Annotated in this window: 26 protein-coding genes; 25 read left to right on the plus strand and 1 reads right to left on the minus strand. The window is 37.4% G+C overall.

The annotated features are described in order from the left end of the window. Window positions 1-29: 29 nt before the first annotated feature. From SK086_RS10170 to SK086_RS10240, 15 genes are all read left to right on the plus strand, one after another. A complete protein-coding gene (locus tag SK086_RS10170) occupies window positions 30-920 on the plus strand; it encodes a hypothetical protein (protein WP_324691458.1) in 891 nt (296 codons plus the stop codon). A 109-nt stretch (window positions 921-1029) separates the two neighbouring features. After that, a complete protein-coding gene (locus tag SK086_RS10175; RefSeq protein ID WP_324691459.1) occupies window positions 1030-1257 on the plus strand; it encodes an acyl carrier protein in 228 nt (75 codons plus the stop codon). Window positions 1258-1287: 30 nt separating this feature from the next. Next, on the plus strand, window positions 1288-2031 hold the full coding sequence (locus tag SK086_RS10180; protein WP_324691461.1) for an SDR family NAD(P)-dependent oxidoreductase: 744 nt from the start codon (window positions 1288-1290) through the stop codon (window positions 2029-2031). 3 nt (window positions 2032-2034) lie between these two features. Beyond that, a complete protein-coding gene (locus tag SK086_RS10185; protein WP_324691464.1) occupies window positions 2035-2667 on the plus strand; it encodes a NeuD/PglB/VioB family sugar acetyltransferase in 633 nt (210 codons plus the stop codon). A 2-nt stretch (window positions 2668-2669) separates the two neighbouring features. Further along, window positions 2670-3653, plus strand: a complete 984-nt coding sequence (locus tag SK086_RS10190; RefSeq protein WP_324691465.1) for a 3-oxoacyl-ACP synthase III family protein — start codon at window positions 2670-2672, stop codon at window positions 3651-3653. 1 nt (window position 3654) lies between these two features. Then, window positions 3655-4728 (plus strand): 3-oxoacyl-ACP synthase III family protein, encoded by a 1074-nt coding sequence (locus tag SK086_RS10195; RefSeq protein ID WP_324691467.1) that lies wholly within the window; start codon window positions 3655-3657, stop codon window positions 4726-4728. A gap of 94 nt (window positions 4729-4822) precedes the next feature. After that, on the plus strand, window positions 4823-5062 hold the full coding sequence (locus tag SK086_RS10200) for an acyl carrier protein (RefSeq protein WP_324691469.1): 240 nt from the start codon (window positions 4823-4825) through the stop codon (window positions 5060-5062). 10 nt (window positions 5063-5072) lie between these two features. Next, on the plus strand, window positions 5073-5825 hold the full coding sequence (locus tag SK086_RS10205; RefSeq protein WP_324691472.1) for an SDR family NAD(P)-dependent oxidoreductase: 753 nt from the start codon (window positions 5073-5075) through the stop codon (window positions 5823-5825). 11 nt (window positions 5826-5836) lie between these two features. Further along, the gene (locus tag SK086_RS10210) at window positions 5837-7228 is read left to right on the plus strand and encodes an AMP-binding protein (RefSeq protein WP_324691474.1); all 1392 of its coding nucleotides are present in this window, start codon (window positions 5837-5839) and stop codon (window positions 7226-7228) included. Window positions 7229-7257: 29 nt separating this feature from the next. Next, window positions 7258-7878, plus strand: a complete 621-nt coding sequence (locus tag SK086_RS10215) for an MBL fold metallo-hydrolase (protein ID WP_324691476.1) — start codon at window positions 7258-7260, stop codon at window positions 7876-7878. A gap of 39 nt (window positions 7879-7917) precedes the next feature. Next, window positions 7918-8529, plus strand: coding sequence for a sugar transferase (locus SK086_RS10220; RefSeq protein ID WP_324691477.1), 612 nt, complete (start codon window positions 7918-7920; stop codon window positions 8527-8529). A 10-nt stretch (window positions 8530-8539) separates the two neighbouring features. Then, the gene (locus SK086_RS10225) at window positions 8540-9676 is read left to right on the plus strand and encodes a DegT/DnrJ/EryC1/StrS family aminotransferase (protein WP_324691478.1); all 1137 of its coding nucleotides are present in this window, start codon (window positions 8540-8542) and stop codon (window positions 9674-9676) included. Window positions 9677-9716: 40 nt separating this feature from the next. Beyond that, window positions 9717-11678, plus strand: coding sequence for a polysaccharide biosynthesis protein (locus tag SK086_RS10230; RefSeq protein ID WP_324691480.1), 1962 nt, complete (start codon window positions 9717-9719; stop codon window positions 11676-11678). 53 nt (window positions 11679-11731) lie between these two features. Further along, on the plus strand, window positions 11732-12502 hold the full coding sequence (locus SK086_RS10235) for a polysaccharide biosynthesis/export family protein (RefSeq protein WP_324691481.1): 771 nt from the start codon (window positions 11732-11734) through the stop codon (window positions 12500-12502). A gap of 5 nt (window positions 12503-12507) precedes the next feature. Next, the gene (locus SK086_RS10240; RefSeq protein ID WP_324691482.1) at window positions 12508-14919 is read left to right on the plus strand and encodes a GumC family protein; all 2412 of its coding nucleotides are present in this window, start codon (window positions 12508-12510) and stop codon (window positions 14917-14919) included. Here the strand turns inward: SK086_RS10240 and SK086_RS10245 are convergent. Further along, window positions 14905-15639, minus strand: a complete 735-nt coding sequence (locus tag SK086_RS10245) for a tyrosine-protein phosphatase (RefSeq protein ID WP_324691483.1) — start codon at window positions 15637-15639, stop codon at window positions 14905-14907. The genes SK086_RS10240 and SK086_RS10245 overlap by 15 nt on opposite strands. 155 nt (window positions 15640-15794) lie before the next feature. On the opposite strand from SK086_RS10245, the gene SK086_RS10250 reads away from it, so the two are divergent. Genes SK086_RS10250 through SK086_RS10295 form a run of 10 tightly spaced genes read left to right on the plus strand, consistent with a single transcriptional unit; the run spans window position 15795 to window position 25492 of the window. Then, window positions 15795-16652 (plus strand): ABC transporter permease, encoded by an 858-nt coding sequence (locus SK086_RS10250; RefSeq protein ID WP_324691484.1) that lies wholly within the window; start codon window positions 15795-15797, stop codon window positions 16650-16652. Next, a complete protein-coding gene (locus tag SK086_RS10255) occupies window positions 16652-17911 on the plus strand; it encodes an ABC transporter ATP-binding protein (protein WP_324691486.1) in 1260 nt (419 codons plus the stop codon). Before SK086_RS10250 ends, SK086_RS10255 begins: the two co-directional genes overlap by 1 nt. A gap of 3 nt (window positions 17912-17914) precedes the next feature. After that, window positions 17915-18634 (plus strand): hypothetical protein, encoded by a 720-nt coding sequence (locus SK086_RS10260; protein WP_324691488.1) that lies wholly within the window; start codon window positions 17915-17917, stop codon window positions 18632-18634. Between the two features lie 3 nt (window positions 18635-18637). Further along, window positions 18638-19597, plus strand: a complete 960-nt coding sequence (locus SK086_RS10265; RefSeq protein ID WP_324691489.1) for a glycosyltransferase family 2 protein — start codon at window positions 18638-18640, stop codon at window positions 19595-19597. A gap of 1 nt (window position 19598) precedes the next feature. Continuing rightward, window positions 19599-20525 carry a glycosyltransferase family 2 protein gene (locus tag SK086_RS10270; RefSeq protein WP_324691491.1) on the plus strand — a complete coding sequence of 309 codons (927 nt, stop codon included), beginning with the start codon at window positions 19599-19601 and terminating at the stop codon, window positions 20523-20525. Next, window positions 20525-21760 carry a glycosyltransferase family protein gene (locus SK086_RS10275; RefSeq protein ID WP_324691492.1) on the plus strand — a complete coding sequence of 412 codons (1236 nt, stop codon included), beginning with the start codon at window positions 20525-20527 and terminating at the stop codon, window positions 21758-21760. Before SK086_RS10270 ends, SK086_RS10275 begins: the two co-directional genes overlap by 1 nt. Continuing rightward, window positions 21760-22662, plus strand: coding sequence for a glycosyltransferase family 2 protein (locus tag SK086_RS10280; protein WP_324691495.1), 903 nt, complete (start codon window positions 21760-21762; stop codon window positions 22660-22662). Before SK086_RS10275 ends, SK086_RS10280 begins: the two co-directional genes overlap by 1 nt. A gap of 31 nt (window positions 22663-22693) precedes the next feature. After that, window positions 22694-23701 carry an N-acetylneuraminate synthase family protein gene (locus SK086_RS10285; protein ID WP_324691497.1) on the plus strand — a complete coding sequence of 336 codons (1008 nt, stop codon included), beginning with the start codon at window positions 22694-22696 and terminating at the stop codon, window positions 23699-23701. Continuing rightward, window positions 23698-24858: a UDP-N-acetylglucosamine 2-epimerase gene (neuC, locus tag SK086_RS10290; RefSeq protein ID WP_324691499.1), complete on the plus strand. Its 1161-nt coding sequence runs from the start codon at window positions 23698-23700 to the stop codon at window positions 24856-24858. The genes SK086_RS10285 and neuC overlap by 4 nt, the downstream gene beginning before the upstream one ends. Before the next feature lie 4 nt (window positions 24859-24862). Next, a complete protein-coding gene (locus SK086_RS10295; protein WP_324691501.1) occupies window positions 24863-25492 on the plus strand; it encodes a class I SAM-dependent methyltransferase in 630 nt (209 codons plus the stop codon). Window position 25493: the final 1 nt, after the last annotated feature.

The raw sequence follows: 25493 nt of genomic DNA on the forward strand, positions 1-25493 counted from the left end.
GTATGGGTAAGCCAAAACATATAGCAATTTTGAAGAAAGGACTGATGTTCTTATTGTTGATTGTTCTGATAGATTTGCTCTCGGGTTTTGTTTTTGATGCTATGTATGCCAATTCAAAATCAGGGGTAGCTTATCAGGAAAATCAAGTTTTTAACAAAACAAAAGACAGCATACTTATTTTTGGGTCTTCCAGAGCAGCCTTTCATTATCGGCCCGATTTAATAACCGAGCAAACCGGCTTGAGCTGTTATAATGTAGGTAGAGAAGGTATGGGTATTTATTTTCACTATGCCGCTCTTTTGGCTACTCTTGAAAGATACCAACCGAAAATAATTGTTTTAGATTTAGACTTCAGAGATGTGTACAATAGAGGCGGAAGCTTTGGAGAAGATGTGTTTAGTGATTTGGCGCCTTTTTACGGCAAAATCAATGCTGAGTTTGACTCTTATATTTGCAGGAATTGGTATGATCCGTTGCTTTATCAATCTAATTTGATTAAATACAATAAAAAGTTTTTTAATATCCTGACGGCTAATATTGTTAAAAACAACGACAATTTTAAAGGTTATATTCCTTTAAAAGGGACTTGGGACGGTAAGGATAAAGTGCTTAAAGGGGATACATTTACACTTAGCCCTGAGTTGATTAATACGGTACATCGTTTTATTGCCAAGGCTCAATCTCACCATATTGAAGTTATATTGGTTGTTTCCCCTTCCTTTAAAAAAATCAAACCGGAATTTTTTAATATTGCCAATCAAATCGCCAATAAGCATAACGTTAAGCTATTAAATTACTTTGATAGTAAAGATTTTATCACCAATAAATCTCTTTTTCACGATTCTGAGCATCTTAATGAGGAGGGTGCGGTTTTATTTTCCCGTCAAGTTGCCTCACAAATTATTCCTGAAAAGAGATAATATGACGACGTTTGGTATTATTTTAAGAATATTGAGCTAATTTTTATTTTCGTTTTTTACCTTTGACTATCACATACTGTTAATAAGCCTTAACTAAATAAATTTAACCATGGAAAAAGAACTTTTTGAACAACTCGAAGATATTTTAGAATTGGCCCCGGGAACGGTGACACTTACAGCTGCGTTCCGAGATTATGAAAACTGGGATTCGATGGCGAATCTCTCGGTAATAGCCATGTTAGATGATTCTTTTGGGGTTCACATAGCCTCTCAAGATTTTAAAAACCTAATAACAGTGGGTGATTTGGTGGCAGAGATTGCTAAAAGAACTGCCTAGACACTCTCGTAATTTAACCAACCTACTACCATGGATCCGCTATTTGGACTGGAACACAAAAATATATTAGTTACCGGTGCCTCCTCCGGTATTGGTCGTGCTGTAGCGGAAATGCTTGCCAATCAGGGCGCCACTGTAATGATTACCGCCAGAAATGAAGAACGATTGGAAGCGGTTTTGCAGTCATTGCCAAACGATGGGCACCATTTTTTTTGCGCCGATTTAACAATGGATGAGGAAGTTAAGAAATTGGCTGCCGAAATGCCGCTTCTTGATGGTATTGTTCTCAATGCCGGTATGGTTAAAACGGTTCCGGTTCAGTTTGTTAAAAGGGAGGATTTAGATTACATGTTCAATTTGATGTTGCACAGTTCTATCTTATTGGTCCAACAACTGTTGAAAAATAAAAAACTAAAACCCGGTGCTTCTGTTTGTTTTATTTCCTCAGTAGCTTCTCAAAAAATTACCATAGGAAATGCCATTTACAGTGCCGCCAAAGGCGCATTGAATTCTTTTACCAAGTCTTTGGCGTTAGAATTGGCCCCGAAACAAATCAGGGTCAATGCCATTTTACCCGGGATGGTGCAAACTGCAATTTTGGATTCCGGCGCAGTGTCGGATGAGCAATTGCAAATTCATTTAAAAAATTATCCTTTAGGCCGATTTGGTCAACCGCAAGATATAGCCGGTTTAACTGTTTATTTGATGGCCGATGTTTCACAATGGATGACCGGAAGTCTGATTGTTTTGGACGGCGGCTATACACTAAAATAATTTATGAAAAACTTAGTAATTATCGGAGCAAGTGGTTTTGCCAGAGAAATGTATGATTTGGCCATGACTTGTTATGGTTCGGAACCTGATTTCAGGATCAAAGGTTTTTTGAGCGATAATCCTTCAACGATTGAATCCATGGGATATCCGCCGGTATTGAATACTGTAACCGACTATGTGCCTGAAGATAATGATGTTTTCTTTTGTGCTATAGGTAATTTGTACCATCGCAGAAAAACTGTGGAGCTTATTTTGTCTAAAGGGGGGCAGTTTATAAATCTAATTCATCCAACCGCCATTATTTCACCTAGTGTGAAATTAGGAATTGGTGTAGGGATAAAAGCTTACTGTGTACTAGCCAGTGATGTAACCGTAGAAGATTTTACTTTTTTACAAAGTTCCGTTATTATGGGGCATGATGTACATGTTGGGCGGTTTTGTCAAGTAAATTCTTTTGCTTTTTTTGCGGGTTATGTTCGTGTGCACGACATGGTATCGGTTAATGCCGGTGTCCGAATCATACAAAATGTAGTGGTGGAAGAAGAGTCTGTAGTGGGCATTGGCAGCGTTGTTTTGAATCGCGTTAAAAAAAATACCACAGTCTTTGGAAATCCAGCTAAACGAATAATATTATAACGATGTCATTTGCTTCTTTTCACAATATCAGTATTTCAGGAATAGCTACCGCAGTTCCTACCCAAAAGCACGCAGTTGAGGGGCAAACAGCCTCCGATTTGGGTTTTGCTGCTGCCGAAAAACTTCTGGAAGAAAAAATAACCAACAGAAGTGAGTTGGGTTTTATAGTGTTTTTAACCAAAACTCCTGACTATCGCAGCCCGGCATCAGCTATTGTCTTGCAACATCGTTTGCAATTGCCAATTGATTGCTTGGCCTATGACGTGAATTTGGGTGCTTTGGGCTTTGTTGCCGGAATACAATTGGGCTGTTCTTTGATTAACGGTTTGAATACCCGCAAAGGATTAATAGTGATAGGGGATACCAATAGTAAGCAACTGGAAGACCAACATCCTTTATTGGCCCATTTTGGAGATGGTGCTACCGCTATACTTTTAGAGCAAGCAGCTTCATCAACCATTAATTTGGCAACGTTTTCACAAGGTGAAGGTTATCAGTCCTATTTGTTGCCCGGAGGAGGATTCAGGACTAATGAAAGGCGCAAAGCTTATAATTTATCCGGATTGCCAACCGCAAGTGAAGACCATCGTTTGCGTTATGATCAGGAACAGTTGTTTCGTTTTTTTTCAGCTAAAATACCAACCGACTTGAAAGAGTTTCTAGCTAAGATATCATGTACTACCACCTCTTTTGATAAAGTAGCTTTTCACTATGCTGCGCCGGATTTTATTTCCGCCATTGTTAGTGAAGCCGGTTTTGATGAGGAAGATATTTGTGTAGGTTCCGATGTCCATACTGATGTTTCAGGAGCTACTATACCATTACTTTTAAACTCTGCTGATGAAGGGAAAAGGGTTTTGGGAATTGCCTACGGAGAAGGTTTCTCATGGGGATTCATTGATTTTTATTTAAACGAAAATACTGTTTTGCCTTTAATTAAAACCGATGTGTATTACACGGAAGGTTTTGTAACTCACGAAATTTAGCATGCTAATTGGATCATTTCAACATATTAAAGTAGCCGGATTGTCGGTAGCTGTACCCACAGAAAAAGTGGCAGTTGATACTTTTTCCGATATATTCGGTACAGAGAACATTGAAAAGTTCAAAGAGATGACAGGAGTGCAATCGGTGTCCAGGGCTAAGCCCAATCAAACGGCCTCCGATTTAGGCTATGAAGCCGCTGTTGATGTTTTTGAAAAATCCAAGGTATCCAAAAGTGATATCGGTTTTTTAATTTTTGTTACTCAAAAACCCGATTACAGAGTGCCTTCAACGGCATTTGTACTGCACAAACGCCTTCAATTGCCCGAATATTGTTTGTGTTTTGATTTGAATTTAGCTTGTTCGGGATTTATTTTCGGTTTGCAAACTATTTTGTCTTTATTGGACAATTCCGAGTCTAAGGCGGCGTTGCTCATCACCGGAGACACTTCTGTTAAAACTTTATCACCACACGACAGAACGATGGTGATGCTTTTTGGCGATAGCGGCTCGGCTACTTTATTAGAAAAGACTAAAGATGTGGCTCCTGTTCATTTGGGTTTTAGAACCGATGGGCATCGTTTTAAAAGTATCATTACACCGGCCGGAGCTTACCGCAATCGCAATTTGCCTCATGACAGAGTAGCTTGGAGCGATGGTATTTTGCGTTCCGATTATGATACCCATATGAAAGGCATGGATGTTTTTGGTTTTTCTATCACTGATGTGCCGCAATTGATGAAAGATTTTATGGCCTCTAGGGAGACTACAACAGAAGACTATGATTTCTTTGTATTGCATCAGGCCAATAATTATATTTTAAAACAGCTTTCCAGAAAGTTGAAAATACCCGTTGAGAAGATACCGGTTTCTTTAGACCGATTTGGAAACAACAGTAGCAATTCTATTCCATTGGTTTTGGCGGATCATTTTGGTGGAAAACATCTCGGTAATCTCCACATTTTTATATGTGGTTTCGGAGCAGGTTTGTCGTTGGCTTGTGGTGATTTGGTTATTGATACTGCTGTGGTTAATCCACTGCTGGAAACCGATTTCTGTTATTTGGATTCTTATTGAATTTTGAATAAAAGAGGTTTGTTTTATAGGCCAAAACGGCTTACTTTTACACCATAAAAAAAAATATTATTTAGCATAATACCATAGAAAAAAAATGAGTGTTTCAGAAAAATACAATTCCGTTTTTATATCCGTTTTTAATGTTGAAGCGTCCGTTTTGGGACATGATTTTACTTCTGATACTGTAGATAATTGGGATTCTATTACCCAATTGAGTTTGGTTACTGCGATGGAAGATACCTTTGATATTATGCTGGATCCGGAAGATATCTTGAATTTTAAATCCTATTTAGCGGGTAAAGATATAGTAGCCAAGTATGGCGTAACCTTTTAATGATTAATTCATGAGTACCCGATTGCTTGAAGGAAAGATTTGTTTAGTTACCGGTGCCAACAGAGGTATAGGTAATGCAATAGCGGAAAGATATGCCGAGGAAGGTGCTGTCGTTTTTGCCAATGCCAGAAATGAAGGCTCCTTGGATGTTTGGGCCAAGCAATGTTCAGAAAAATACCATACCTCGGTTATTCCGCTTTATTTTGATATTACTGATGCTGCGGCGTCTAAAGCGGCACTTCTTAAAATAAAATCTGATTTCGGCAGAATTGACGTATTGGTAAACAATGCCGGCATGGTGACCTATGAGTTGTTGCCTATGATTGATTTTGAAAAACTCAGAGCCATGTTTGAGGTTAACGTAATTGCGATGATTCAATTGGTACAATTGGCTTCCAGAATTATGACACGTCAAAAAAGCGGTTCCATTATAAATATGTCAAGTGTGGTAGGTGTACAGGGTGTAAAAGGACAATTAGGCTATTCCGCTACAAAAGGAGCAGTAATTTCAATTACAAAATCGGCCGCCAAAGAATTGATTGAACACAACATTCGTGTTAATGCCATCGCCCCAGGGATGGTTGGTACGGAGCGCTTTACCGCAGTATTTGAAGAAAAATTCAAAGATAAAATCGCCAATATCGGAATAGGAAGATTAGCCGAACCCAATGAGATTGCCAATGTATGTGTTTTTTTAGCTTCCGATTTATCGACCTATGTAACCGGTCAGGTTATTGGCGTTGATGGCTCTGCTTCATTTTAATACCTATCACTATGCTTCTTCAAGCAGCATTTATCAAAGACAATAGCACTGCATTAATTGATGTTGAAGGCAATACCTTGTCTTACAAAGATTTATTTGATTTTTCGAAACTGTTCTACAGTCAGATCAACAAACGTACATTGATTTTTATTTTCTCCGAGAATACTCTGGGTTCTGTTGCCGGTTATGTAGCGGCTTTGGAAACCAAGATAGTTCCACTGTTGCTAAATACTGGTACCGAAGAAACACTGAGAGAAGCACTCATTTTAAAGTACCAACCCGAGTATTTTTGGCTGCCTGAAAGCATGACCTCTGAATTTGATGGCGAAGTAATTTTCAAAGCCTATGGTTATGTTTTGTTAAAAACAGGATTGAATGCGCCTTTACTTTATGAGGATTTGTCCCTTTTGTTGCCTACTTCAGGCTCTACCGGTAGCCCAAAATTGGTTAGACACAGTTATAACAACATACTTGCCAATGCACGAAATGTGGGTAAAGTGTTCGAAATTACTTCGAGCGACAGAGCCTTGGCCATGTTGCCGATGTACTACACCATGGGATTGTCTGTAATTACAAGCTATTTGTATGGAGGTGCTACCGTATTGTTATTTAACGGTAGCTTGACTGATGCTGTTTTTTGGAAGTTCCTTAAAACACAACAAGCCACTATTTTAACTGGCGTTCCGTATAGTTTTGAAATATTGTCTAAGCTGCGGTTTACCCGGATGGATTTGCCCGATTTGAAAATAATTACACAAGGAGGTGGTAAGTTGAATCCAACTTTATTTAACGAGTTTGCTGATTATGCAACACGCACTGGCAAAAAGTTTATAGCTACTTACGGGCAGACCGAAGGAACCGCAAGGATGGCTTATTTGCCTGCGGAGTTTGCCCAATCTAAAGTTGGAAGTATTGGCAAAGCCATACCTGAGGGAAGACTTTATTTAGTAGATGAAAATGGTGAAGAAATTACCCAAGCTGATACCCCGGCGGAAATGGTTTACAGCGGTCCGAATGTGACTTTAGGCTATGCATTTTCCGGAGAAGATTTGAGTAAAAATGATGAGCGAAAAGGAGTTTTGCCCACCGGTGACATTGCTGTAACAGATGCAGACGGTTTTTTTTATATAGTTGGCAGAATAAGCAGGTTTTTAAAGCTTTATGGGCTTAGAATTGGTTTGGATGATATAGAGCAATTGATTCTTCAGACTTTTGGTGTTGAAACGGTTTGTACCGGCACCGATGAAAAAATGAAGATTTATATAACGAATCAAGAGATGATTGCGGTTATTACTGATTTTGTAATTCAGAAAACAGGGTTGTATCATCAGGCATTTGAAGTGCTTTTCATTCCGCAAATCCCCAGAAATGAGGTTGGCAAAGTAATTTATAATTTTGAATAGTTAATCGTCAGAATATAAATTAGTTTATTATGAAAGTACATCACTATGTAAACCCACACCGGCACTCTAATTCGTATGTTTTGGAATTAGCAGAGGGTATAGTGGTTTTAGTTGATCTTGGTGATTTTAATACAAAACCTTTTTTGGATTGGATGCAAAAGAATGGCAAACGGTTAAGTCATGTTATTTTGACCCATGAGCATGCGGATCATTGTTGCGGTGTTGATGCTTTAGGGGCTCAAGTTCCGTTTCAATTGATTTGTTCTGCCCGATGTGAAGCCAATATGCGGAATAGTCGTCAGAACTTTTCCTTTTATTTGGAAGAAATTCCCACTTTTGAAATAGACTATAAGAATGTACTAATTGTACAGCACCAAGAAGTCTTGACTATTGGGGGTTATGAATTTTACTTTACTGAGACACCGGGTCACAGTCCGGGAAGTATGTGTGTAAGGGTTGGAGACTATTTATTCACCGGTGATACTATTTTGAATGGCGTAAAATCACCTTTGAGCTTTCCCCATAGTAATCGCGAGGCATATCAGCTTTCTGTCCAAAACATAAAAGAGATTTTGACTATTGGTATGACTATATGTCCGGGACATGACAGTTCGTTTGAGTTTGAAGGTTTTGAAGAGCTCGCGGTTTAATTTTTTTAAATAATAATAATAATAAACTTTCAGCAAAATATGTATAGGAATCTAATAAAGCCTTTTTTTGATTTTGTATGCTCATTAATTGCATTGGTTTTGCTTTGTCCTATTCTTATTTTTTTTACGATATTGCTCTTTTGGGCTAATGGAGGGAAACCCTTTTTCTTTCAATCTCGTCCCGGTAAAAATGGTAAAATATTTAATATTGTAAAGTTCAAAACCATGAGCGATAAGAAGGATAATGATGGTAAATTACTACCGGATGCACAAAGATTAACAGCTATTGGAAGTTTTGTTAGAAAGACCTCAATAGATGAATTACCGCAATTGGTTAATGTTTTGAAAGGAGATATGAGTTTGGTAGGACCCAGACCCTTGCTTTCCAGTTATCTACACTTGTATGACGATTTTCAAAACCGCAGGCATGAAATTAAGCCCGGCATTACGGGTTGGGCACAAGTTAACGGCAGAAATGCCATTTCTTGGGATAAAAAATTTGAATATGATGTTTGGTACGTCGATCATATGTCGTTTCTTTTGGATTGTAAGATTTTAATAAAAACTGTCTTGAAAGTTTTTAAACGAGACGGAATCAATGCCGCAAATGCCGCAACAACTGAACCTTTTAACGGACACAGCAATAAATAATTTTAAAATTATGACACCAACTAAAATTTGGCTTTCTTCTCCACATATGGGCGGAAATGAACAGCAGTATGTAAAAGAAGCTTTTGAAACAAATTGGGTAGCCCCTTTAGGACCCAATGTGAATGGTTTCGAAAAAGATTTAGAACTTTTTTTGGATGATAATGTTCAAGTCGCTGCTTTGAGCTCCGGAACGGCTGCCATACATTTGGGGTTAATTTTGCTAGGTGTTGGGCAAGGTGATGAGGTTATTTGTCAGAGCTTTACTTTTTCTGCATCCGCCAATCCTATCTGCTATTTGGGTGCTACTCCTGTTTTTGTTGATAGCGAGCCTGATACGTGGAATATTTGTCCGATTGCTTTGGAGGAAGCTATACAGGACCGAATGGCAAAAGGTAAAAAACCTAAAGCTATCATTGGTGTACATCTTTACGGAATGCCATTTAAAGTTGATGAAATTAAAGCTGTTGCAGACCGTTACCAAATTCCTTTGCTCGAAGATAGTGCGGAAGCCCTAGGAAGCCATTACAAAGGTAAAAAGTGTGGTACTTTCGGTGTACTTTCAGTATTGTCTTTCAACGGAAACAAAATTATCACAACTTCCGGTGGCGGCGCTTTGGTAAGCCATTCCTCGGCTATGAAAGATAAGGCTGTTTTTCTCTCAACACAAGCTCGAGACAATGCTCCTCATTACCAGCATAGCGAGATTGGTTATAATTACCGGATGAGTAATATTTGTGCAGGAATAGGGCGAGGACAGATGGAAGTTTTAGAAGCACATGTCAATTTAAGAAGAGCCATGCATGATTTTTACACCCGATATTTTGCAGATAAAAAAGGGGTGACCCTTTTTAAAGAACCTAATGCTGATTTCTTTTCGAATCATTGGCTAACCAGCATTATTATTGATCCGACAATTGTAGGGAAAACCAGAGAAGAACTGAGATTGTTTTTAGAGCAGCACAACATAGAAACCAGGCCGCTTTGGAAGCCAATGCATTTACAACCTATTTTTGCCAAATTCCCGTATTACGGTGGTAATGTTGCTGAAAGTTTGTTTGAAAAAGGACTTTGTTTGCCTTCCGGTTCTAATTTAACAGCAATTGAAAGAGAAAGATTAGCGATTGCTATGGATGAATTTTTTTTGTAAATCTCTAATAAAATGTTAAAATTAGTTTAAATTTGAACCAATGAGCCTAAGACATATGAACAAAAACATTTTTAAAGAGTTAGAAATGAGCATATTTAACAAGAAGTTTCAAAACATAGGCTATTTGCCTCGTTGGATCATTTTTGCTATAGATGTTTTTATTGTTACTGTTGCGTGTGTTATCACAACCTACATTATTCATAGCCTTTCCGTAAAATTTCCTGCTTCATTGGATATGATTTCTTTCAATCTTATCATTGTATTGGTGAATGCGGTTTTTTTCATGATTTATAGAACTTACTCAGGTATCATAAGGCATTCTACATTTATTGATGGTATTAAGCTTTTAATCTCTGCAGCTTCTTCTTATTTTGTTTTGCTTTTTATAAACATAGGCTATTATGTGTTGACTAATAAAAAGCTCTTTTTGTCAACAGGTTTGTTTATCACCTTTGTAATTTCTTTTTTGCTTTTGTTTTTGTTTAGGATATTGGTGAAAAATATTTTTGAAAAATACTTGTCGAGCGATAACAATAAAAAATTGGTGAAAGCGGTAATATATGGTGCTGATGCTAATGCTATTTCTGTGGCCAACGCTTTAAGAACTGAAAAGCCTTCTCGTTTTAATTTGGTTGCGTTTATAGACAAGTACAAGCATACCAAAACGTCCAAGAGTATACTTGATTTACCTATTGTTAATCAATCAAAGAACATACATGTTATTTTGAGAAGTTTGGGAGCTGAGGCCTTGATTATTGCAGAAAAGAGTCTTACTAAGCAGGAAACAGTGGCCATAGTAGAGGAATGTTTAGAATACAATTTTAAGGTGTTCACGGTTCCTTTGATTACTGATTGGGAAGATCAAAAACAAATATCCAATCAACTCAAGAACTTCGATATTGAAGACTTGTTGCATCGGAAACCTATAGTTTTAGACAATCAATCAATTTCTGCTCAAATTGACGGTAAAACAGTATTGATTACCGGCGGCGCTGGCTCTATAGGCAGTGAAATTGTTCGACAAGTGATACACTTTTCACCCTTCAAGATTATTATTCTTGATCAGGCAGAGTCACCTTTACATAATTTAAGATTGGAAATAAATGAAATTGCGGGTAAAGTCAAAATCAGAACTGTGTTAGCCGATGTGAAAGATTTTGAAGCCATGGAATACGTTTTTCAAACCTATAAGCCAGACTATGTTTATCATGCTGCAGCATACAAACATGTGCCTTTAATGGAAGAAAATCCGGCACAAGCCATTTTAACTAATGTAGTTGGAACAAAAAACTTAGCAGATCTTTCTTGTCGTTACCAAGTAGAAAAGTTTGTCTTGATTTCTACGGATAAAGCTGTAAATCCGAGTAGTGTTATGGGAGCCAGTAAAAGGATAGCTGAAAAATATGTTCAGTCTCTTAATTTTTATGCCAAGAACAGCAACCCAAACAGCACTGCAAAATTTATTACTACAAGGTTTGGAAATGTTTTGGGTTCCAATGGTTCTATAGTGCCGTTGTTTACCAAGCAAATTCAGGAAGGTGGTCCTTTAACGATAACACATCCCGAGATTATTCGTTATTTTATGACCATACCGGAAGCCTGTCAACTTGTTTTGGAGGCTGGTGCCATGGGAAAAGGCGGTGAGATTTATATTTTTGATATGGGTGAGCCTGTTAAAATAATAGATTTGGCAAAAAAAATGATTCGTTTGGCCGGATTTGTGCCTGATAAAGAGATTAAGATTAAGATTATAGGGTTAAGGCCCGGAGAAAAGTTATACGAAGAATTGTTAAATGATACATCCAAGACTTTGCCTACACATAATGAAAAAATTATGATTGGTCAAGATAAATGTGATGATTTTGAGATGATTAATGTACTTGTTTCTGATTTAATTAAAATAGCTATGAAGTCGAGTAATGATGAAATTGTCGGGATGATGAAAAAGATCGTGCCTGAATTTAAAAGTATGAATTCGGTGTTTGAAACACTTGACCACTAGTTTTACCAGTTATCAATAACAAATATGTTATATTTACAACCAAATATTATACTATGAGTTTTAAGTTTTGCATCAAGTTTTTTTTAGTAACGGTCTTATTGACTATGGTTTCTTGTGCTTCAAGGAAAGATATCGTTTATCTTCAAAATGTTGAAACTGTAGGAAATCAAAGTGACGCGCTGAACTACGAACCCAAATTGCAGAATGACGATTTGTTGAGTATTATTGTGTCCGCTGATCAACCGGAACTTACGATACCTTTTAATATGCCTCAAATTCAAGGAAATTATCAAATTAATGAAAATCAAGACGGCATAAAAACGTATCTAATTGATGCTTATGGCTTTATAGAGTTTCCTGTTGTGGGCAAGATTAAACTAGCCGGTTTGAGTCGTTCTGAGGCTGTAACAAAGCTACAAACTGCTGTCAAAGAATACATTACAAATCCAACCATTAATCTCAGAATTTTGAATTATAAAGTTTCGGTTTTGGGAGAGGTGCTAAAGCCAGGTACCATTAAGATTAACAGTGAGCGAATTACACTTTTAGAAGCCATTAGTCAAGCTGGGGATTTAACCATTTACGGCAAAAGAGACAATATATTAGTGGTGCGAGAATCAAATGGTAAAATGACCTACAACAGGGTTGATATAACCAAAGCAGATTTTATTAATTCGCCGTTTTATTACCTTTCCCAAAACGATGTGGTAATGGTTGAGCCTAACAAAACAAGGGTAAATTCTTCGGCTGTCGGGCCTAATGTAACCACTGTAATTTCTGCCTTGTCATTATTAGGAACCATTTTAATTATTCTTACCCGATAAACTCTATGCAAGAACAATCTCCTTTACAGCATAATCACAACGACGAAAGTCTGGACATAAGAGAACAATTTGATAAGTATTTCAAATATTGGCCTTGGTTCATAGTTTCCATTATATTTTGTACGGTATTTAGTTTGTTGTATTTACGCTATACTGTTCCTCAGTATCAAGCCAGTGCTACTATTTTGGTTAAAGATGAAAAAAAGGGAGGTTTAGAATCGGAACTGTCTGCCTTTGCTGATTTAGGAATGATGAAGGGAATGAAAAGTAATGTTGATAATGAAATTGAAATCATCAAGTCGCGATCAATAATAAAATCAGCAGTAAAGAAGCTTAATTACAATGTAACCTACCATGCTGAAGGGACTGTAAAGCGAATTGAACTTTATGGCGATCGATTACCGATAGATGTTTCTTTTTTTGAATCGAATGATACTTTTTTTACAAAACCTCAGTCCTATAAGGTGAATTCTAAAACCGAGAACACCTTCGAATTAACCACTTCAGATGGTAAGCTGATTAATACTTTTCGATACGGTTCCACCATCAGATTAAAAAATTGTAAGATGGTTGTGCTTAAACGCATGTTGGACAATAATAAGGATCAGGAAGATTTTTCTATCACTGTTACTGTAAACAATCTGGACAATGTGGTTCAGAGTTATAAAAGTCGCCTTACCATTGCTCCATTGAATGAAAAATCAAGTGTGGTTGAGCTAACTTTAAATGACCCGGTTGCCAAGAAAGCTGAAGATTTGTTGAATACTATTATTGCTATTTACAACCAAGACGCTATTGATGATAAAAATTTCGTTTCTAAAAGCACCCAAAAATTTATTGATGATCGATTGGTATATATAACTAATGAGTTGGGCGATGTTGAAAAAGAGGGTGAGCGTTATATGACCTCAAACCGATTGACCAATATTGCTTCTGATGCGGATTTGTTTATCCAAAATTCCGTAGAGTTTGAAAGGGCATTAATTGAGACGGAGACCCAAATCAAAGTAGTTAATTCCATGTTGGATTATCTCAATAATTCCTCCAAAGAAGATATAATTCCCAGCAATTTAATTCCTTCGCCCAACAGCAATGTTACCAATAATAATGCTGCCGATTTGATCAATCAATACAATGGTTACATTATTGAACGCAACAGAATTGTCAACGGCGGCGGTACAGCTAAAAACAGTGTAGTTATCAATTTGAACAATAGAATTGATGACATGCGTAAAAGTGTTAAAGAAAGTCTGAATCGTTTAATAGCTTCTTTAAAGATTAAGCGTTCCGATTTACAAGCTCAAGACAATTTGATTAACGGTAAGATATCTGAAATACCAAAACAAACCCGAGAGCTCAACGTAATTGGAAGACAACAAAAAATAAAAGAGTCTTTGTATTTATACTTGCTCCAGAAAAGGGAAGAAGTTGGGATTTCATTGGCGGTAACTGCTCCTAAAGCCAAAATGATAGATGAAGCCAAGTCGAAAAATTCTCCAATTTTTCCCAATTCCAGTTTGGTGTTGTTGATTGGTTTAATGTCGGGTTTGTTGATTCCTTTTCTCATCATCTATCTTGTAGACTTATTAGATACCAAAATTAAAACCAGACAAGACATTGAAAACTACACTAGTATACCGTTTTTAGGTGATATTCCAAAATCGGATAGTGAGGGAGAAATTATCAATGCCAGCAGTCGTTCCAGTTCAGCCGAAGCAATCAGAATAGTAAGGACTAATTTAGAGTTTATGCTCAACTCGGTCCCGGAGGATAAAGCAAAAACCATTTTTGTTACTTCAACCATGCCAAAAGAGGGGAAGACCTTTGTGGCTATTAACTTGGCGAGTACAATCGCTCTAACCGGCAGAAAGGTGTTGTTGATTGGTTTGGATATCAGAAATCCTAAAATTGATAAATATCTAGACATTCCGGCGATGGGATTAACCAACTATATTGTTAAATCAGGTCAAAAAATAGAAGATTTCATAGTGAAATTAGAAGGTTTTGAGAGTTTGTATGTCTTGCCATCAGGAGTTATACCTCCAAATCCGGCCGATTTATTATTGAGTCCGAAAGTTGATGAGATGTTCGCCACTTTGAAGCAACAATTCGATTACATAGTGGTGGATACTGCTCCTATTAGTTTGGTTACCGATACTTTGTTGGTGGCCAAACATGCCGATGCTTTTGTATACATTGTAAGAGCCAATTATTTAGACAAGCGATTGTTAAAAATAGCCGATAGTTTTTACCAAGAGAAAAAGTTACCTAACATGTCTATTCTTCTCAACGATACGGTTTGGAGAAAAACTTATGGTTACGGCTATGGCTACGGCTATGGCTACGGCTATGGCTACGGTTATGGTGCTGACCTTGAGAAAAAATCTTGGAAAGACAGATTTTTAAAGAAAAAATAAATTGTTGTTAAAAGCCTTCTCTAACTCAGGAAGGCTTTTTATTTTAACCATATTATGCAATGCATCGAGGTGTTTTTGGTGGTGAATGTCGCTTCCAACAAAATCGTAAAAATTATCATGTAATAATTTTTCCGCCACCGTTTCAATGTTTTTTCCGTAGTAGCCTACAGTAGCAAGAAGATTCAGTTGAAAAAAACAACCAGAATTTTTGAGTTTGTGAAATTCCTTGTGATTTTTGTGGTAAAATAAATAGCGTTCAGGATGCGCTAAAATCGGTTTATAACCTGCCAATTGGATTTCAAATAAAATTTCAAATAGTTGGATTGGAGGGTTTAGATAAGACATTTCAACCAAAAGATAGTTGTTTTTTAAAGTCAGTAACTTTTCAGTTTCCAATCGTTTCAGAAAAAAAGAGTCTAACATGTACTCCGCACCTGCTTCAAAAGTATCGTAACAGTTTTTATGTTTTAACTCAAGTTTAGTGTCGCCTAATTTTTTAGTGATAACGGCTTCAGTATTGTCCCAAACATTGGTAAAAATATGAGGTGTGGTGATAAAATGATTTATCCCTAAACCATTCATTTGCGTCATTAAGCTTGCCGTTTCCTCCACTGATTTAGAACCGTCATCAATCCCCGGTAATAAATGGGAATGAATATCCACAAAATTCTTTGGAATTAAGTCTTTTAGTAATGGTTTTGTTTTGAAAATGGACAGCAAAGTGTGTTATTTAATTCTACAAATTTAGTCATTATTTCATTTTTTTTAGTGATTAAGGCAGAATAATCAAATTAATCATTTCATTGCTTTAAAAGGACTTTAGTAATTTATATATTTGCAACTTGCAGAATTTAAAACCACTTTAAACCGTATTCATGGAAAACGATGATCAGTCTCATGATTGGGATTTAGTAATCAAAGGTCGGACTTCTCTATTTGATGTTAAGTTCAGTGATTTATGGCACTATAGAGACTTGTTGGTTATGTTAGTCAAAAGAGACTTTGTTAGTTTTTACAAACAGACTGTTTTGGGGCCGCTTTGGTTTTTTATTCAGCCAATATTTACAACTCTTGTTTTTTCTCTTGTATTTGGTAAGTTAGCAGGTATAAGCACCGATGGACTTCCTCATTTTTTATTTTACCTTTCCGGTATAACCGCTTGGAGTTATTTTGCTGATTGTTTGACCAAAACAAGTACTGTTTTCAGAGATAACGCAAATATTTTCGGTAAGGTTTATTTCCCACGATTAATTATGCCATTGAGTATAGTGGTTAGTAATTTGGTTAGGTTTGGTGTGCAGTTCCTTATGTTTATTGTTGTAATGATTTATTTCAAGTTACAAGGGGCGCATTTTTCACCTACTTATGCTTTGTGCTTTTTTCCATTTCTACTCCTTTTGATGGCGTTTTTGGGGCTTGGGATAGGTTTGATTATTACTGCTATCACTACAAAGTATAAAGATTTGACTTTTTTAGTCACCTTTGGTGTACAGTTGTTAATGTATGCTACAACTGTAATTTATCCTTTGAGTGCTGCACCCGAAGTTTATAAAAAATACATACAGCTAAATCCTATGACCGGCATTATAGAAGCTTTCCGTTTTGCTTTTTTAGGGAAAGGCGAATTTACGATGTGGGGTATGGTTTATTCTACCACTTTTACAATCATAGTTCTATTTATTGGGATTGTAATTTTTAATAAAACAGAAAAAAATTTCGTTGATACAGTCTAATGAGTAGTCCGGTAATTAAAGTCGAAAACATTTCCAAGACCTATCAGTTGGGGAAAATCGGAACAGGCACGATATCGCGTGATATCGAACGTTTTTGGATTACCAAGGTTATGGGTAAAGATGATCCTTTTTTGAAGATTGGCGAAGTTAATGATAGAAGTGTTAAAGGCCAAAGCGATATTGTTTGGTCACTAAGGGATATCAATTTTGAAATTAATAAAGGGGATGCTGTCGGGATTATTGGTAAAAATGGTGCCGGAAAAAGCACGCTACTCAAACTCTTGTCCAGAGTTACAGGACCAACAACCGGAGAAATCAAAGTTAAAGGACGTATTGCCAGTTTGTTGGAAGTAGGTACCGGTTTTCATCCGGAACTCACCGGAAAAGAAAATATCTATCTCAACGGAGCCATATTAGGGATGCGCAAAAAAGAGATTACTCGAAAACTTGATGAGATTATTGATTTTTCCGGGGTAGAACGTTACATAGATACGCCTGTAAAAAGATACTCTTCGGGGATGTATGTCCGCTTGGCGTTTGCTGTAGCCGCACATTTGGAAAGTGAAATCCTTATTGTGGATGAGGTGTTGGCTGTTGGTGATGCCGAGTTTCAAAAGAAATGCCTTGGAAAAATGGGCGATATCAGTAAAGGACAAGGCAGAACGGTACTGTTTGTTTCTCATAATTTGGCCAGCGTTCAAAATTTATGTTCTAAAGGGATTATGCTGGAACACGGTATGGTAAAAGCGGTAGGCCCAATATCTGAAGTGGTTCGTACTTACTTATCAAACGCCCGAGCTGAAGATGTAGTGTTGGCCGATATTCAAAAAAGAAAAGGAAACGGTAAACTTCGTTTCATACACGGTTATGTTGGTTGCGAGGGTAGCGAGACTATTGAAACCTTTAAAAGTTTGACGCTAAAACTAGACTTTATTTTAGATCCTACAGTGCTTGTATCTCAAAGGCGAATTGATATTGGCATCAATAATTTTATGGGAGATAGAATTGCTTGGTTGTCTACCAGCAATATTCTTGAGACATTCAATATTGCTAACAATCAGATTACGTTTACTATAGAACATTTGCCTTTAGCCCCTGGAGATTACAGTTGCACAATTTATAGTGAGATTAATAATGAAGTAACCGACTGGTTGATAGAAGTGTTGCCCTTTACGGTTGCTGAAAAAGATTATTATGGTTCGGGAAAATTAGTTCCCAGAAATCAAGGGAACATTTTGTTAAATTACAAAGCTGAATAATTTATGTTAAAGCGTATCAAATCCGAGGTCATTGATAATAGGAACATGCACAAGACCAATGCTAATAAATTACAAGAAATTTATTGGGCCAATGTTTACCATGACAGTATCAGAGGACGTAAAGGATTCGAAACATTGGCACTAAATATTGGCAGATGGGCGGGGAGTTATCCTTTTTTTTATGTTTTAAATCGCATTCTATTTGATTATAAGCCTAACAACATAATTGAATTTGGTTTGGGTGAATCCACCAAATTTATTTCAACATTCATAGAACACCATCATCCTTCCCATCATTTTGTTATGGAACAAGATCAGCAATGGGTAGATCATTTTTCTGCCAATTTCAATTTGCATAAGCATGTGCAAATTGCTGTTTCACCCCTGCAACAAGAGGTTATACATGGTTGTGCTGTAAATGTATATACTGATATACATCGTTTTGTTTCCGGAAAATTTGATCTTTATATCGTTGACGGCCCTTACGGAAGCGAACATTTTTCACGGTATGATATTGTTAAATTAGCTGAGAGCTTTGAAGCTTCTGACGAGTTTATCATTATTTTAGATGACTATAACAGAAAAGGAGAACAAGATACTGCTAAAGCATTGATGGCGTTATTTACCCAAAAGAACATTCTAATTCACAAAGGCTTGTATCAAGGCGAGAAATCGGTTCTTATTTTGGCAACAGATAAGTATAAATATACAAAAACCTTATAGGTTATGAACCATCCGCTTATCTCGATTATTATCCCGACCTATAACAGAGAGCATGCTTTACCCAAGACCATTTCAAGTATAATAAGTCAGACGTATTTTAATTGGGAGTGTATAATAGTTGACGATGGCAGTACAGATGGGACAGCAATTCTTTGTAGCGATTGGATTGAAAACGATTCCAGAATACAATTTATCAAACGCGGTATTCCACCCAAAGGAGCTTCGCATTGCCGCAATATAGGATTGGCAGCAGCCAAAGGAGACTATGTCATTTTTTTAGATTCTGATGATATACTATTGCCCCATTGTTTAGAGCAAAGGCAGAGACTGTTATTTGATATTCCCGGAAAAAAGTTTTATGTCTTTTCCATGTATGTTGAACGTTCTCATGAGCGATTTTTGAAGGTGATTCCTTCTTCGCAGTCATATTTAGAAGATTTTCTGCGCTATAAAATTCATTGGGGTATTATGTGTGTCTTTTGGGAAAGAGCTTTTGTTACTACCTTGGGCGGCTTTCATATTAATTACCCTAGACTCAATGATCCTGAGCTTTGTATAAGAGCTATGCTAACTGCGGGTGATGATTTTTGCATTGCCAATGAACATCAGTATCCTCCGGACTCAGTTTACATACAGGGAGAAGTAAAAGACAAAGTATTGTTTTCTGAAAAATACAAAGAAGCATTACAGTTGTTTATACCGGACATGTTACAGGCATTAGAAAAGCATAACCAGCTTCACCTACAAAATAATTTGATTGCTTATTTGAGATTGTGGGTCAATCATTTTGCCAAGTTTGCTGATGCCGAAGCCAATGCTGCCATTTTTGACCTATTTCTAAAAAATAGATTGATAGGTAAAAAAATCTATTTCCAACTGAAATTTTACATAGTTTTGCTTTCCATAAACGGAACCCTTGCCGGTAAATTTCGCAAACTAATTTTCAATCAATTCCCAATATAACATGAGTTCTCAGGTTTCTATTATCATGGCCACTTACAATAGAGCGCACTTTATAGTGGAAACTTTGCAATCTATACAAAATCAAACGTTTAGTGATTTTGAATGTTTGATTATTGATGATGGTGGTACCGATAATACTCAGGATGTAATAGCACCAATTTTGGCTCATGACCATCGCTTTACATATCATAAAAGACCATCACAATACCATAAAGGTTTGCCGGGTTGTCGTAATTTTGGGATTGATTTAGCAAAAGGAAAGTACCTCATTTTTTTTGACGACGATGATATAGTGCATCCGCAAAATTTAGAATGTTGTGTGGCAGAGCTTAACCAACCTGAAGTGGCTTTTTGTCGTTACCAACGTGCTGCATTTGAGGGGGATTTTGATTATCAATTTGACTATTCTAAAACGTATACCAAATTCGCTGTTTACAGTAAGGATGTGGAAAAAATGCTGACTTATAAGCTTCCTTTCAATTCTTGCGCGGTCATGTGGCGTAAAAGTTGTTTTGAACAAAATCGCTTTGTTGAAACGCTCATGTTTGCCGAAGAATGGGAATTGTATTCCCGCATTTTAGCAAGCGGAGTGCAAGGCGTTTCCATCAATAAGACTTTATTTTTCGGTAGAAAACACTATAATTCCAATACCGGCGAATTCTCTCGCCGCAATGAAATGAGGATAGTTTCTAAAAAAGATGCTGTATTGTTGATAGTGGAGAATCTCAATAAGAAAAATATGTTAACGCCTACGCTCATGCGATTCTTTGTGCAAATGGCGTTGGGCTACAAAAAATATAACTTATTTTCCGAAATACTGTCTAAATTAGATTTATCGTTCGGGCGACAAATGTATTGGAGAATTTTATATACCTTTTTGCCCTTTAGATTGTCACTAATTCGATTAAGAAAGAAACTCACCAGCTAATGCGAATTCTCATCATATCTGAATCAATTAATGTTGAAGACAGCAGTGCTTCTAAAGGAAGAGTGGCGTTAATAACCAATCTTCACAAGGCGGGATATGTCTTAAAAGTGCTTCATTATTCGCACAAAGAGATCCAGCTTCCCGGCATTGATTGTACCTTAATCAAGGAGCAAAAATGGACTTTTTTTTACTTTTTGTCTCGCCTTATTCGTGTTTTTCAGCGTTATACTAAGCAATACATCAATCATCGGCTTGAAAGCTGGTTCGGATTTTCGTTTACGCATACCAACGATACAAGATCTATTGCTAAAGCCATCCGCAGTGCTCAAGATTTTGCGCCTGATTTAATCCTAACACTAAGCAAAGGCGGTAGTTTCAGGCCGCATCGTGCCATGTTGCAATTGCCGCAGTTACAATCGAAATGGATGGCTTACATTCACGATCCGTATCCTTTTCACTTTTATCCCAGACCATTTAATTATGTGGAACAAAGTTATCGACACAAAGAAGCCTTTATGCGACAAATTACAGAGAAAGCCCAATTTTTGTCTTTTCCGAGTTTGTTGCTGCAAGAATGGATGCAAAGTTACTTTCCGGCTGTTAAGGGTAAGAGTTGTGTGATTCCGCATCAAATTAAAACCGATACAGAATTACAGCCTACACCTTCTTTTTTTGTAGAGCATCAGTTTTCATTATTGCATGCCGGTAACTTACTTCAGCAACGAAATCCGGATTTTTTAATTCAAGGGTTCTTGCAATTTTTGGCTAACAACCCACAGGCAAAAGGCGAAGCCAAGTTGTACTTTGTGGGTAATTACAAAAAGCAAGAGTCTATTTTAAAACAATACCAAGATAATCCTGCCTTAGTGGTTAGCGATTATATTCCGTATAAAATAGTGCAGTCGCTGGAAAAGAAAGCAGCCGTCAACATCATATTGGAAGCCATATCCGAAATAAGTCCGTTTTTGCCCGGTAAGTTTCCCAATTGTGTGGTTTCTAATAAACCCATTTTAGTTCTTGGGCCATACTATAGTGAAGTGCGAAGATTATTGGGGAAAGATTATCCCTATTGGTCAGAGGCTAATGATGTAGCTGCTATCGAGGCTAACATTACCAAGCTTTATCGCCTTTGGAAAGAAAATCCGCAAGAACTGCCACTCAATCGCCCCGATTTGACCCATTATTGCGATGAAAAATCTTTAAAGAAAGTCTTAGATGGCTTGTCTATTGCTTGATGAAATTTGCCATTCACATTTCCACCAAAAACAGAAAAGATGATTTGCTTTTAACCTTAGCAACGGTTTATCCGTTATTGGAAAATCCTGCTGTAGAGTGTGTCGTTTTTGATGACGGTTCGGAGGACGGGACTGCCGAAGCGGTGAAAATAAAGTTTCCCGAAGTGCATCTTCTTCAAAATAAAACTTCCAAAGGTTATATTTATTGCCGCAATGTAATGCTAAACGAAACCCAAGCAGATGTTGCTGTTTCTTTAGATGATGATGCTCATTTTCTCTCTGATAACCCGCTGGAAATCATAGGCGAATATTTTAAAGAGAATCCAAAATGTGGTTTAATAGCCTTTCGAATTTATTGGAGTAAAACCGCGCCGGAAAGCACCAAGTCGAGCCAAGTACCTGAAGTGGTAAAAAGTTTTGTAGGTTGTGGGCATGCTTGGCGTATGGATGCTTGGCGAGACATCCCGTCGTATCCTGAATGGTTTGAATTTTACGGAGAGGAAAATTTTGCCTCATTACAATTGTTTAAAAACAGTTGGGAAATACAGTATATGCCTCAGGTTTTGGTGTGGCATCGCGTTGATTTAAAACAGCGAAAAAATGTGACTAAAGATTTTGCGCTTCGTTACCGCAGAGGATTGCGGGCCGGTTGGTTCAATATTTTTCTTTTTTATCCGCCGGGAAAAGCGTTGCGCTTCTTCTTGTATTCGGTTTGGAGGCAAATGAAGACCAAGATTTTACGCGGTCAGTTACAAGTTGTCTTTCCTGTTCTGGGAGCACTATGGGATTTGTTACGCTTAAGTCCGAATATCCTAAAAAACCGAACTGCTTTTACCCCCAAAGAGTTTGCTAATTATACCAAATTAAAAGAACCTAAAATTTATTGGAAACCGGAAAATTAGTTACTTTTACTTCCGTTTCAATTGTCTTTTGATGAAAAACAAACCCTATTTAATTGCCGAGATAGCCCAAGCCCATGATGGAAGTTTGGGGATTTTGTATTCCTACATTGATGCTGTGGCCCAAACCGGAGTACAAGCTATTAAATTTCAGCTGCACATAGCTGAGGCCGAGAGTAGTCCGTATGAACCTTTTAGGGTACATTTTTCCAAGGAAGATGCCACGCGTTTTGATTATTGGAAACGTATGGAATTTACTTTAGAGCAATGGAAAGGTATCAAAGCCCATTGTGATGCTGTTGGCTTAGATTTTATTTGTTCTCCTTTCAGTAATATGGCTGTAGATTGGCTCGAAGAAATTGGGGTAAAAATATACAAAGTCGGTTCCGGTGAAGTCAATAATTTTTTACTGCTTGAAAAAATTGCCCAGACCGGTAAACCTGTCATCATCTCTTCAGGGATGAGTAATTTTGAAGAACTTGATCAAACCGTAGCCTTTTTAAAAAATAAAAACGTAGCGTTTTCCATTTTACAATGTACCACCGCTTATCCGACAAAACCGGAACAGTACGGATTTGGTGTCATGCAAGAATTACGAGACCGTTATCAAGTGCCGGTTGGTTTTTCTGATCATTCTGCCAAAGTGAGTACCGGTATCGCTGCAGTGGCCCTAGGAGCATCGATATTGGAATTTCACGTGGTTTTTCATCGTGCTATGTTTGGCCCCGACGGCATCGCTTCATTAACCATAGAAGAGACCAAACAATTAGCAGAAGCTGTACATGAGATTCATGTGGCCCAAAACAGCATTGTTGATAAACATAACAATGAAGATTTCAGTGCCGTAAAGGCTATTTTTGAAAAATCATTGGCTGTTAATAAGCAACTGCCGGCAGGGCATGTATTGACCTTTGGTGATTTAGAGAGTAAAAAACCAAAGGGATACGGTATTGCTGCCTCCGACTTTCAAAAGGTGGTTGGCAGAACACTCAAAGTTGATTTGTTACAATGGGATTTTTTGAAGGAAGAAGATTTAGCATGAATAATAAAAGAAAAATAGCTGTAGTAGTAACAGCACGTCCATCTTATAGCCGTGTCAAAACAGTTCTGTCGGCTTTAAAAAAACATCCCGAATTAGAACTACAGCTAATTGTAGCCGCCTCTGCCTTGCTCGATCGTTATGGTAGTGCCGTAAATTATATAGAAAAAGACGGTTTTGAAATAGCGGCCAAAGTTTTTAATGTGTTGGAAGGCGAAAACTTAACCGCGGCTGCTAAAACTACCGGTATCGGAATATTAGAGTTGTCTACCGTTTTTGACAATCTTCGTCCGGATATAGTAGTTACTGTGGCCGACCGTTTTGAAACGATGGCAACAGCTATTTCAGCTTCTTACATGAACATTCCTTTGGCGCATATTCAAGGTGGGGAAGTAACCGGAAACATAGACGAAAAAGTGCGACATGCCATCACCAAATTAGCGGACTATCATTTTGTAGCCTCCGAAAATGCCAAGCAAAGGGTAATTCAGTTGGGAGAAAATCCTGAAATGATCTTCAATACCGGCTGTCCGTCGATAGATATTGCCCAAGTTGTTGCGCAAAAAACAGCACTCGATTTCAATCCGTACCAAAAATACGGTGGTGTTGGTTCAAAACCGGATTTATCTCAAGGCTATTTGGTGGTGATGCAACATCCTGTAACCAATGAATATCAGGATTCCCGCAACCATATTGAAGCAACGTTACGCGCCATTATGAAGATTAACCTGCCAACACTTTGGTTTTGGCCCAATGTTGATGCCGGAGCTGATGGTACGTCTACCGGAATTCGATCGTTTAGGGAAAAGTACAAAATGGAAAACGTACACTTTTTCAAAAATATGGAGGGTGACGATTTTTTAAATTTATTACACCACTCTAAAGGATTGATTGGAAATTCCAGTGTTGGAATCAGAGAATGTGCTTATTTAGGCGTTCCGGTAGTGAATATCGGTTCTCGCCAAAATCGCCGTGACCGAGGGAATAATGTGATTGACGTTTCCTATGACGAACAAGAAATTATTGAAGCGATTACTACTGTTTTAAAGGAACAAAAGCCTGATAGTTCACCAGTTTACGGTGGCGGAAATGCCGGAGAAAAAATAGCCGATTTATTAAAAGAATTGCCATTGCAATTTCATAAAACTATAACCTATTAGCAACATGACTGCAAATCAATTTGCCGAAAAGACCTATTTGAAGTTTTCAAAGATAGAAGGCAACCAACATATTGCCACGGAGTATGCCTTAAAATGTGCCTTAAGGCTAATCTGTGATTTTCGATTGAACAATGTGTTAGAAGTAGGTATTGGAATAGGTTGCATAGCCGATGCGGTACTTACTTATTCACCCCAAATTCATTACACGGCAACTGAAGCTAATGACTATTGTTTGAATGCAGTCAAAAAGAATGTGACGCAAATTGAAAGCGTAAAGTTGTATAGCGATTTGAATCAAATCCCTGAAAATACTTTTTTTGATTTTATCATTATTGATGGTTCAGATGATGCTTTAGCTCAAGTAAAGCGTATGTGTGGCCCTAAAACAATAGTTTTTATCGAAGGAGGTAGGGCTTTACAAGTGGCTTTTCTGAAGGAATTATTTCCGAAAGCTTTGCATGCTGAAATGGTATGCGACTATAAAAATCCGGATTGCGGTCCGTTTTCACCTCAAGTCTGGTGTGGAGGAGGTCAGTTGATTTTTCCTTATCCCGATTTTAAAATGAAGTGTTATTTTTTTAAAGAAAAATTAGCGACTTATCTCAAAAGAAAGAAAAGAAAATGGTATTCTTAAT

It is taken from the genome of Flavobacterium cheonhonense (assembly GCF_035671315.1).
GTDB classification, from domain to species: domain Bacteria; phylum Bacteroidota; class Bacteroidia; order Flavobacteriales; family Flavobacteriaceae; genus Flavobacterium; species Flavobacterium cheonhonense.

Excerpts from the sequence above, each read along its gene's own strand:
- SK086_RS10215 (WP_324691476.1), top strand. The coding sequence starts at position 7,258 with ATGAAAGTACATCACTATGTAAACCCACACCGGCACTCTAATTCGTAT.
- SK086_RS10220 (WP_324691477.1), top strand. The coding sequence starts at position 7,918 with ATGTATAGGAATCTAATAAAGCCTTTTTTTGATTTTGTATGCTCATTA.
- SK086_RS10285 (WP_324691497.1), top strand. The coding sequence starts at position 22,694 with ATGAAAAACAAACCCTATTTAATTGCCGAGATAGCCCAAGCCCATGAT.
- SK086_RS10200 (WP_324691469.1), top strand. The coding sequence starts at position 4,823 with ATGAGTGTTTCAGAAAAATACAATTCCGTTTTTATATCCGTTTTTAAT.
- SK086_RS10210 (WP_324691474.1), top strand. The coding sequence starts at position 5,837 with ATGCTTCTTCAAGCAGCATTTATCAAAGACAATAGCACTGCATTAATT.
- SK086_RS10275 (WP_324691492.1), top strand. The coding sequence starts at position 20,525 with ATGCGAATTCTCATCATATCTGAATCAATTAATGTTGAAGACAGCAGT.
- SK086_RS10225 (WP_324691478.1), top strand. The coding sequence starts at position 8,540 with ATGACACCAACTAAAATTTGGCTTTCTTCTCCACATATGGGCGGAAAT.
- SK086_RS10195 (WP_324691467.1), top strand. The coding sequence starts at position 3,655 with ATGCTAATTGGATCATTTCAACATATTAAAGTAGCCGGATTGTCGGTA.
- SK086_RS10190 (WP_324691465.1), top strand. The coding sequence starts at position 2,670 with ATGTCATTTGCTTCTTTTCACAATATCAGTATTTCAGGAATAGCTACC.
- SK086_RS10180 (WP_324691461.1), top strand. The coding sequence starts at position 1,288 with ATGGATCCGCTATTTGGACTGGAACACAAAAATATATTAGTTACCGGT.
- SK086_RS10230 (WP_324691480.1), top strand. The coding sequence starts at position 9,717 with ATGAGCCTAAGACATATGAACAAAAACATTTTTAAAGAGTTAGAAATG.
- SK086_RS10205 (WP_324691472.1), top strand. The coding sequence starts at position 5,073 with ATGAGTACCCGATTGCTTGAAGGAAAGATTTGTTTAGTTACCGGTGCC.
- SK086_RS10250 (WP_324691484.1), top strand. The coding sequence starts at position 15,795 with ATGGAAAACGATGATCAGTCTCATGATTGGGATTTAGTAATCAAAGGT.
- SK086_RS10255 (WP_324691486.1), top strand. The coding sequence starts at position 16,652 with ATGAGTAGTCCGGTAATTAAAGTCGAAAACATTTCCAAGACCTATCAG.
- SK086_RS10235 (WP_324691481.1), top strand. The coding sequence starts at position 11,732 with ATGAGTTTTAAGTTTTGCATCAAGTTTTTTTTAGTAACGGTCTTATTG.
- neuC (WP_324691499.1), top strand. The coding sequence starts at position 23,698 with ATGAATAATAAAAGAAAAATAGCTGTAGTAGTAACAGCACGTCCATCT.
- SK086_RS10265 (WP_324691489.1), top strand. The coding sequence starts at position 18,638 with ATGAACCATCCGCTTATCTCGATTATTATCCCGACCTATAACAGAGAG.
- SK086_RS10260 (WP_324691488.1), top strand. The coding sequence starts at position 17,915 with ATGTTAAAGCGTATCAAATCCGAGGTCATTGATAATAGGAACATGCAC.
- SK086_RS10175 (WP_324691459.1), top strand. The coding sequence starts at position 1,030 with ATGGAAAAAGAACTTTTTGAACAACTCGAAGATATTTTAGAATTGGCC.
- SK086_RS10185 (WP_324691464.1), top strand. The coding sequence starts at position 2,035 with ATGAAAAACTTAGTAATTATCGGAGCAAGTGGTTTTGCCAGAGAAATG.
- SK086_RS10295 (WP_324691501.1), top strand. The coding sequence starts at position 24,863 with ATGACTGCAAATCAATTTGCCGAAAAGACCTATTTGAAGTTTTCAAAG.
- SK086_RS10280 (WP_324691495.1), top strand. The coding sequence starts at position 21,760 with ATGAAATTTGCCATTCACATTTCCACCAAAAACAGAAAAGATGATTTG.
- SK086_RS10270 (WP_324691491.1), top strand. The coding sequence starts at position 19,599 with ATGAGTTCTCAGGTTTCTATTATCATGGCCACTTACAATAGAGCGCAC.
- SK086_RS10240 (WP_324691482.1), top strand. The coding sequence starts at position 12,508 with ATGCAAGAACAATCTCCTTTACAGCATAATCACAACGACGAAAGTCTG.